Origin of the sequence: Leucobacter sp. M11 (genome assembly GCF_035726885.1) — a bacterium.
Taxonomy (GTDB): Bacteria; Actinomycetota; Actinomycetes; order Actinomycetales; family Microbacteriaceae; genus JAPFRB01.
This window is the reverse complement of record NZ_JAPFRB010000002.1, coordinates 773,690-780,237: the sequence shown is the minus strand read 5'-3', so window position 1 is coordinate 780,237 and position 6,548 is coordinate 773,690. Positions and strand designations below refer to the sequence as shown.

At 69.8% G+C, this 6,548-nt stretch carries 5 protein-coding genes, 1 tRNA gene and 1 other RNA gene; 6 read left to right on the top strand and 1 reads right to left on the bottom strand.

The annotated features are described in order from the left end of the window. Positions 1-357 (top strand): HNH endonuclease signature motif containing protein (locus tag OOT08_RS08145; protein WP_325092102.1); only part of this gene is annotated, 357 nt, incomplete at its 5' end. Between the two features lie 121 nt (positions 358-478). Here the strand turns inward: OOT08_RS08145 and OOT08_RS08140 are convergent. Beyond that, positions 479-566: transfer RNA gene (locus tag OOT08_RS08140), tRNA-Ser, on the bottom strand. A gap of 81 nt (positions 567-647) precedes the next feature. On the opposite strand from OOT08_RS08140, the gene ffs reads away from it, so the two are divergent. The 5 genes from ffs to pta form a co-directional block, all read left to right on the top strand. Beyond that, positions 648-744, top strand: an RNA gene (gene ffs, locus OOT08_RS08135) — signal recognition particle sRNA small type. An 88-nt stretch (positions 745-832) separates the two neighbouring features. Then, complete coding sequence (locus OOT08_RS08130; RefSeq protein ID WP_325092101.1) at positions 833-2,011, top strand: helix-turn-helix domain-containing protein; 1,179 nt, start codon at positions 833-835, stop codon at positions 2,009-2,011. A 143-nt stretch (positions 2,012-2,154) separates the two neighbouring features. Beyond that, complete coding sequence (locus OOT08_RS08125) at positions 2,155-3,489, top strand: MFS transporter (RefSeq protein ID WP_325092100.1); 1,335 nt, start codon at positions 2,155-2,157, stop codon at positions 3,487-3,489. 46 nt (positions 3,490-3,535) lie between these two features. Then, on the top strand, positions 3,536-4,813 hold the full coding sequence (locus OOT08_RS08120) for an ArgE/DapE family deacylase (RefSeq protein WP_325092099.1): 1,278 nt from the start codon (positions 3,536-3,538) through the stop codon (positions 4,811-4,813). Between the two features lie 87 nt (positions 4,814-4,900). After that, positions 4,901-6,548, top strand: a 1,648-nt coding sequence (pta, locus tag OOT08_RS08115) for a phosphate acetyltransferase (RefSeq protein ID WP_325092098.1), incomplete at its 3' end; no start/stop codon positions are given.

Below are 6,548 nucleotides of genomic sequence, written 5' to 3'. Positions count from 1 at the left end.
CTCGCCCAGGGCCGCACCCACCGCCTGTTCACGAAGCGGCAGGTCCTGGCCCTCCGCGCCCGGGACGGCGGCTGCCGCTGGCCCGGCTGCCGCACCGCCCCCAAGGACTGCGAGGCGCACCACATCGTGCCCTGGTCACAGGGCGGGGCCACCGACCTGGACAACGGGGTGCTGCTCTGCCGGTTCCATCACAGCCTCGTCCACGACCAGCTGGGCACCCCAGACGCCTGGCACATCGTCACAATCGGGGCGATCCCACACCTCGTGCCACCGACGAGCACGGACTGGGCCAGGCGACCCCGGCCGATGACCGAGAACCGCTGGACACCCCCGGAACGACGAAGAGCGCCCGGCTGACCGCCATCACGGTCTGATGCTGGCAGGCAGCCGGTTCTCTCCGGGCCAGGGCCAGGGCCGGTGCCAGCCGGTTGCTCGTGCGGGGAAAAGAAACGGCCCCCGATTGCTCGGGGGCCGTTGCTGGCGGAGGATAGGGGATTTGAACCCCTGAGGGCGTGAACCCAACACGCGTTCCAGGCGTGCGCCATAGGCCGCTAGGCGAATCCTCCGTGGTCTATCTTAGCCATAGTTTTTGGGGGCCGCGAACCAGCCGCGTTTTTGGCGAGCCGCCCGGACGGGTTAGACTGAGTGTCGGCCCCTCACGTGGCGCTACCTCGGTTAACTCCCCCAGGACGGAAACGCAGCAAGGGTACCCGGGCTCTGGCGGGTGCGTGAGGGGTCTTTTTCGTCCCCGAAGGGGATCTGTGCGATCCCGAGTTGCGTCCCGCTCCGCAGTGCCGTGGACTGGCCGGGAACGCAGAGGTGAGGAGCCCGGATGACCGAGAGCAGCTGGCAAACACTCTTGACGCGCGTCTGGGTTCGCCGTGCGGACCTCGTGCAGGACTTTCTCGATGAGTTCGCTCGGCAGGGCAGCTACCCCGTCACCCTCGTCAGCGAGGAGGACGTGCGCCTCAACGCCCGGGACGCCATCGACGTGCTGCTGCTGAATCTCACCGGCCAACGTCTAAGCCCCGCCCAGGCCCAGCTCACCGATACGCTCGGCAGGCGCCGCGCTCGGCAGGGGGTCCCGCTCGCGCAGTTTCTCGAAGCGGTGCGGATCGACTTCCGGGTCCTGTGGCGAGCCATTGAGCGCGCCTCACGCCCCGATCTCCTCGAATCGCTGGTGGAGAACGGGGAACGTGTCCTCGACGTGGTGGAGCGCTACGCGAGCGAGGTGCAGCGTGCCTACCTCGAGGAGGAGCACGCGATGGCTCAGCGGCAGCGAACCTCCCGCGAGCGGGCACTGGCCACCGTGTTCGCCGAGGCGGTGCCGCTCGAGGAGTTGCAGGGGGCGGCCCAGGCCCTCGGCGTGCGGCTCACGGCGGAATTCGAGGTGCTCGCGGTCCCGGACGGGGGACCGCCGGCCCCCGAAGGCTCACTCGGCCGCGCCGTCGCCTACCGGGATCGCAGCGGGGTGATCTGGCTCCGCGAGCGGGCGTGGGGGGAGCGTCAGCCGTGGGTGCCAGAGACCCCGGGTCTGCGGGGCGGCGTTGTCGTCGGGATCCCGGGTCTCGGCGCGGTGCGCAGCGGCGCCCGCCTTGCCTGGCACCTGGCGGAGACCCCGCATGCCGCGGGGGTTGTCGATGCCCGGCGGGGCTACCTCGACGTGGTCCGGGCCGGGCACCGCGAATCCTTTGCGGGATTCGAGTCGCTCGTCATCGGGGGCTTTGCGGACCTCGGGCAGGCGGAACAGGCGCGGCTCTGGCGCACGCTGCAGGTGTTCGCGGATTGCGGCTCGGCCCAGCTGACCGCGGACCGGTTGTTCTGCCACCGCAACACGGTCGTCAAGCGCCTGCGGGCTCTCGAGCAAGCCACGGGGCTGGACCCGAGCCGTCCCCGGGATCTCGCGATCGCGCTCCTCGCGCTCCCGGACCCTGAGTTGCCGGACCCTGAGCGCCCGGAGCCCGGCGCGCCAGGGCCCACCTCGCCCGCGGTGTCACTTCTGACACCCTAAGCGCGGAAAACGGGGTATTTTCACCCTCGAAGTGGGCTCGGGTGCACCGTAGCCTCGGATCTGGGTCTCGCCTCAGCCGAGGCCCGCGGCCCGCCCGAGTCCCGGCGGCGCCGAGTTCGAGACGCTCCCCGATTGGATCACCGTTGACCCAGCACACCTCAGACGCCGCGAAGGAGCCCCTGACGACGATCAGCGGCGCCGACGCCGGAAAGATCGCCCGTGCCGCCTTCGTCGGCACCGCCCTCGAGTGGTACGACTACTATCTCTTCGGCACCGCCGCCGCTCTGGTCTTCAACCGCCTCTTCTTTACCGAGTTGGACCCCACCGCTGCCCTGCTGGCCGCCTTCGCCACGTTCGGTGTGGGCTTTGCGGCCCGGCCGATCGGAGCAATCCTGTTCGGCTACATCGGGGATCGCTACGGTCGCCGCCCGGCCCTGCTCATCACGATCGTGCTCATCGGCGTGGCGACGGGACTCATCGGGCTGCTCCCCGACTTCGGCACGATCGGGCTCGCCGCGCCGATCCTGCTCGCCGTCCTGCGGCTGGTCCAGGGACTGGCCGTCGGCGGTGAGTGGGGCGGAGCCGTGACAATGGCCGTGGAACACGCTCCCGTCGAAAAACGCGGGCGCTTCGCCGCGCTCGTCCAGATCGGCTCTCCGGTCGGTACCCTGCTGTCCTCCGGAGCCTTCGCGCTGGTCCTGCTGTTCCCCTCGGAAACCTTCGACGCCTGGGGCTGGCGCATCCCGTTCCTGCTGGCCTTCCCGCTGCTCCTCATCGCCCTCTACATCCGAAGCAAGGTGGAGGAATCCCCTATCTTCCAGGAACTCCTGGCCCAGGAGGACACCGCGAAGGTGCCCGCCCTCGACGTGTTCCGCTTTGCGTGGGGCCGGCTCATCGTGGCCATCATGAGCGCGCTGCTCGGCGTGGGCGGTTTCTACATGATCACGACCTTCGTGGTTTCCTACGGCACCAACACGCTCGGCGTGGACCGGCAAGTGATGGTCAACGCCACCCTGATTGCCGCCGTGTGCCAGATCTTCGTGACGATCTTCGCCGGCCGTATCGCGGAAAAGATCGGCCCCGGCCGCGTCACGATGTGGGGCGGACTCCTGACCGCGGCCGCGGCGTTCCCCCTGTTCTGGCTGATTGACACCCGGTCTCCCCTCGCCATCACCGTGGCGATCACGGTCGGCATCATGCTCATCACGGTGGCATACGCCGTGTCCGGGGCGCTTCTCACCGAGTTGTTCCCGCCCAAGCTGCGCTACTCGGGGGTCGCGCTGGGCTACAACATCGCCGGGGCCACCAGTGGCTTCATGCCGCTGCTCGCGACCGCGATGCTGACCGTGTCCGGCAACCAGTCCTGGGGCGCCGCCATGATTCTGATGCTGATCGCGCTGATCTCCGCCGCCGGTGGGCTGATCGGGGAGCACCTCCGCGTCAAAGACCGCCCCATCGTGCGCGACGACGCCGCGTAGCCCCGCCGCCCCACCCCAGAATCCGACGAACAACAGAATGGACCGCATGATTTCCGAAGCGATGACCCAGCAAATCCTCGACGCGGTGGACGCCGCCTTCGACGAGCAACTCGCCGCGACGGCCGAATTGGTCGCCACCCCGTCCCTGCGCGCGGGGGAAGAAGCGGCCCAGGATCTCATCGAGGAGCGCCTGCGCGGGCTCGGCCTCGACGTGGATCGCTGGAGCATCGGCAGCCCCGAACTCGAGGCGCATCCGGGCTACGGCCCCGCAACGGTCGACTACGGCACGATGACCAACGTGGTCGGCACCGCCATCCCGGCACAGGACACCGGCCGGTCGGTGATTCTGAACGGGCACATTGACGTGGTCCCCGAGGGCCCCGAGGCACAGTGGGCGCGCTCCCCGTGGGACGCTGAGATTCACGATGGCTGGATGTACGGGCGCGGGGCCGGGGACATGAAAGCGGGGCTCATCGCGAATCTCTTCGCTTTCGACGCCATCCGGCGTGCGGGCCTGGCGCTCACCGGTCGGGTGCACATCCAGTCCGTCGTGGAAGAGGAGTGCACGGGCAACGGCTCACTTGCGGCCCTGCTGCGCGGCTATCGGGCGGACGCCGTGATCATTCCGGAGCCGGAGGAGGACGCCCTCGTCCGCGCCAACGTTGGCGTGATCTGGTTCACGGTCCGCGTCAGCGGGCAGCCAACGCACCCCCGGGAGATGGAGACCGGTTTCAACGCGATCGACGCGGCGTACCAGGTGATCTCGGAGCTGCGCGTGCTCGAAGAGCGCTGGAACCAGGAGAAGGACCAGTACCCCTATTTCGAGGATCTGGCGCACCCGATCAACCTGAACATTGGCGGGATTCAGGGCGGAGACTGGCCCTCAAGCGTTCCCGCCTGGTGCGAGATGCGGGTGCGGGTCGCGCTGTACCCCGGGGTTTCGGCCGACAGCGCCTGGGCGCAGATCGAGGCGTGCCTCGCCGCGGCCGGGACGCGTGGCGCGGTGCCCTTCGACGTGGTGGGTACCCGGGACGGCTTCTACGCCGAGGGCTATGTGCTGGAGCCGGGCAGCGATGCGGAGCTCCTCCTGGAGGAGACCCACCGGGCAGCGTTCGGCCGCGAACTGACCTCGTTCACGACTCCCGGGTACCTCGACGGCCGCGTCTTCGTCGGGTACGCCGACATTCCGACCCTGGTCTACGGGCCGGTCTCCGAGAATATCCACGGCTTCGACGAGCGGGTGAGCGTCGAGTCCGTCCGGAACTGCACGAAGTCCATCGCCCTGTTCCTCGCATCCTGGTGCGGCGTGACCGCGGCCGATTAATCCGCCCGGGCGGGGGCCGCGCGGCCCCCGCCCAAACTCGGTGCGCTCTCCCGGGGGAGATGCCTGTCCGGGGGTTAGGCTGTCTGTGTGGCGAACAGTATCTATCTGACCTCGGCCGAGGGCCGCACCGGCAAGTCCGCGGTAGCGCTCGGCGTCCTCGACATGCTGATGCGCGATGTGCCCGTCGTTGGCGTCTTCCGCCCGCTGGTTCGCTCCGGGGAACCGGACCGGGTGCTCGACCTGCTCCTCACCCACGCGGGAACCGAGCTCGCGCCTGAGGCCTGCGTCGGCGTCAGCTACGAGGCCGCTCATGCGGACCCCGACGCCGCGCTGAACGAGATCATCACCCGCTACCGCGCCCTGCAGGCCCGCTGCGACGCCGTGCTGATCGTGGGCTCCGACTTCAGCGACGTCGCCGTGCCCACCGAGCTGTCCTTCAACGCCCGCATTGCCGCGAACCTCGGCGCACCCGTGCTCCTGGTCCTCGGTGGGCGCGGCTCCGGCGGCTCCGCGGAGATGCTCGGCCAGTCCGAGGCCCGCACCCCCTCCGAGCTGCAACAGCTCACCGATCTCTGCCTCCCCGAGCTCGCGGGCGAGCACGCGACGCTGCTCGGCATCGTCGTCAACCGCGCCGACCCCGAGGCGCTGTCCGAGATCATCGCGGCCGTGCGCGCCTCCGCTCCCGCCGCGGGCACCCCGGTCTGGGCCCTGCCCGAGGATCAGCTCCTCGTGGCCCCCAGCGTGGGCACCATCCTCAGCGAGGTCGAGGGCACCCTCGTCCGCGGCAACCCCGAGCTGCTCGCTCGCGAGGCGCTGAACATCGTCGTGGCCGGCATGAGCATGGAGAACGTGCTCCCGCGGCTCATCGAGGGCGCGATCATCATCATCGCCGCCGACCGCTCCGAGACCCTGCTCGCCGTCACGATGGCGCACGAGGGCAGCACCTTCCCGACCGCCGCCGCGATCATCCTGAACGGGGATTTCCCCGTCCCGCACAGCGTGAACGCGCTCCTGGACGGCATCGGCTCCGAGCTGCCCGTGATCCGCACCGAGCTCGGCACCTACGCCACCGCGCAGCGGGTGACCCAGGCCCGCGGCCTGCTGAGCCCCGAGTCGCCCCGAAAGTTCGACACGGCGCTCGCGCTCTTCGACGAGCACGTCGACGCGGGGGAGCTCAGCTCCCGGCTCCAGCTGCACGCGGGCGACGTGGTCACCCCGCTCATGTTCTCCTATGAGCTCTTCGAGCGCGCCCGCGCCGCCGACGCGCACATCGTCCTGCCCGAGGGCGGCGACGACCGGATCCTGCGCGCCGCCAGCACCCTGTTGGCCCGCGGCGTCGCCCGGCTCACGCTGCTGGGCGCGGAGGCGGACGTGCGCCAGCGCGCCTCCGAGTTGGGCCTCGACCTGACCGAGGCCGCGGTGATCGACCCCGCGACCTCCGAACTGCGCGAGCGCTTCGCTGCGGAGTACGCCCGGCTCCGCGCACACAAGGGCGTCACCGTGGAGCACGCCCGCGACGTCGTGATTGATGTGTCCTACTTCGGCACGCTCATGGTGCACCTGGGCCTCGCCGACGGCATGGTCTCCGGCGCCGCGAACACGACGGCGCACACGATCAAGCCCAGCTTCGAGATCATCAAGACCAAGCCCGGCGTCTCGGTCGTCTCGAGCGTGTTCTTCATGGCGCTCGCCGACCGCGTGCTGGTCTACGGCGACTGCGCCGTGAACCCCGAGC

Bases quoted from the DNA above. Each gene is read 5' to 3' on its own strand.
- OOT08_RS08130 (WP_325092101.1), top strand. From the start codon at position 833: ATGACCGAGAGCAGCTGGCAAACACTCTTGACGCGCGTCTGGGTTCGC.
- OOT08_RS08120 (WP_325092099.1), top strand. From the start codon at position 3,536: ATGATTTCCGAAGCGATGACCCAGCAAATCCTCGACGCGGTGGACGCC.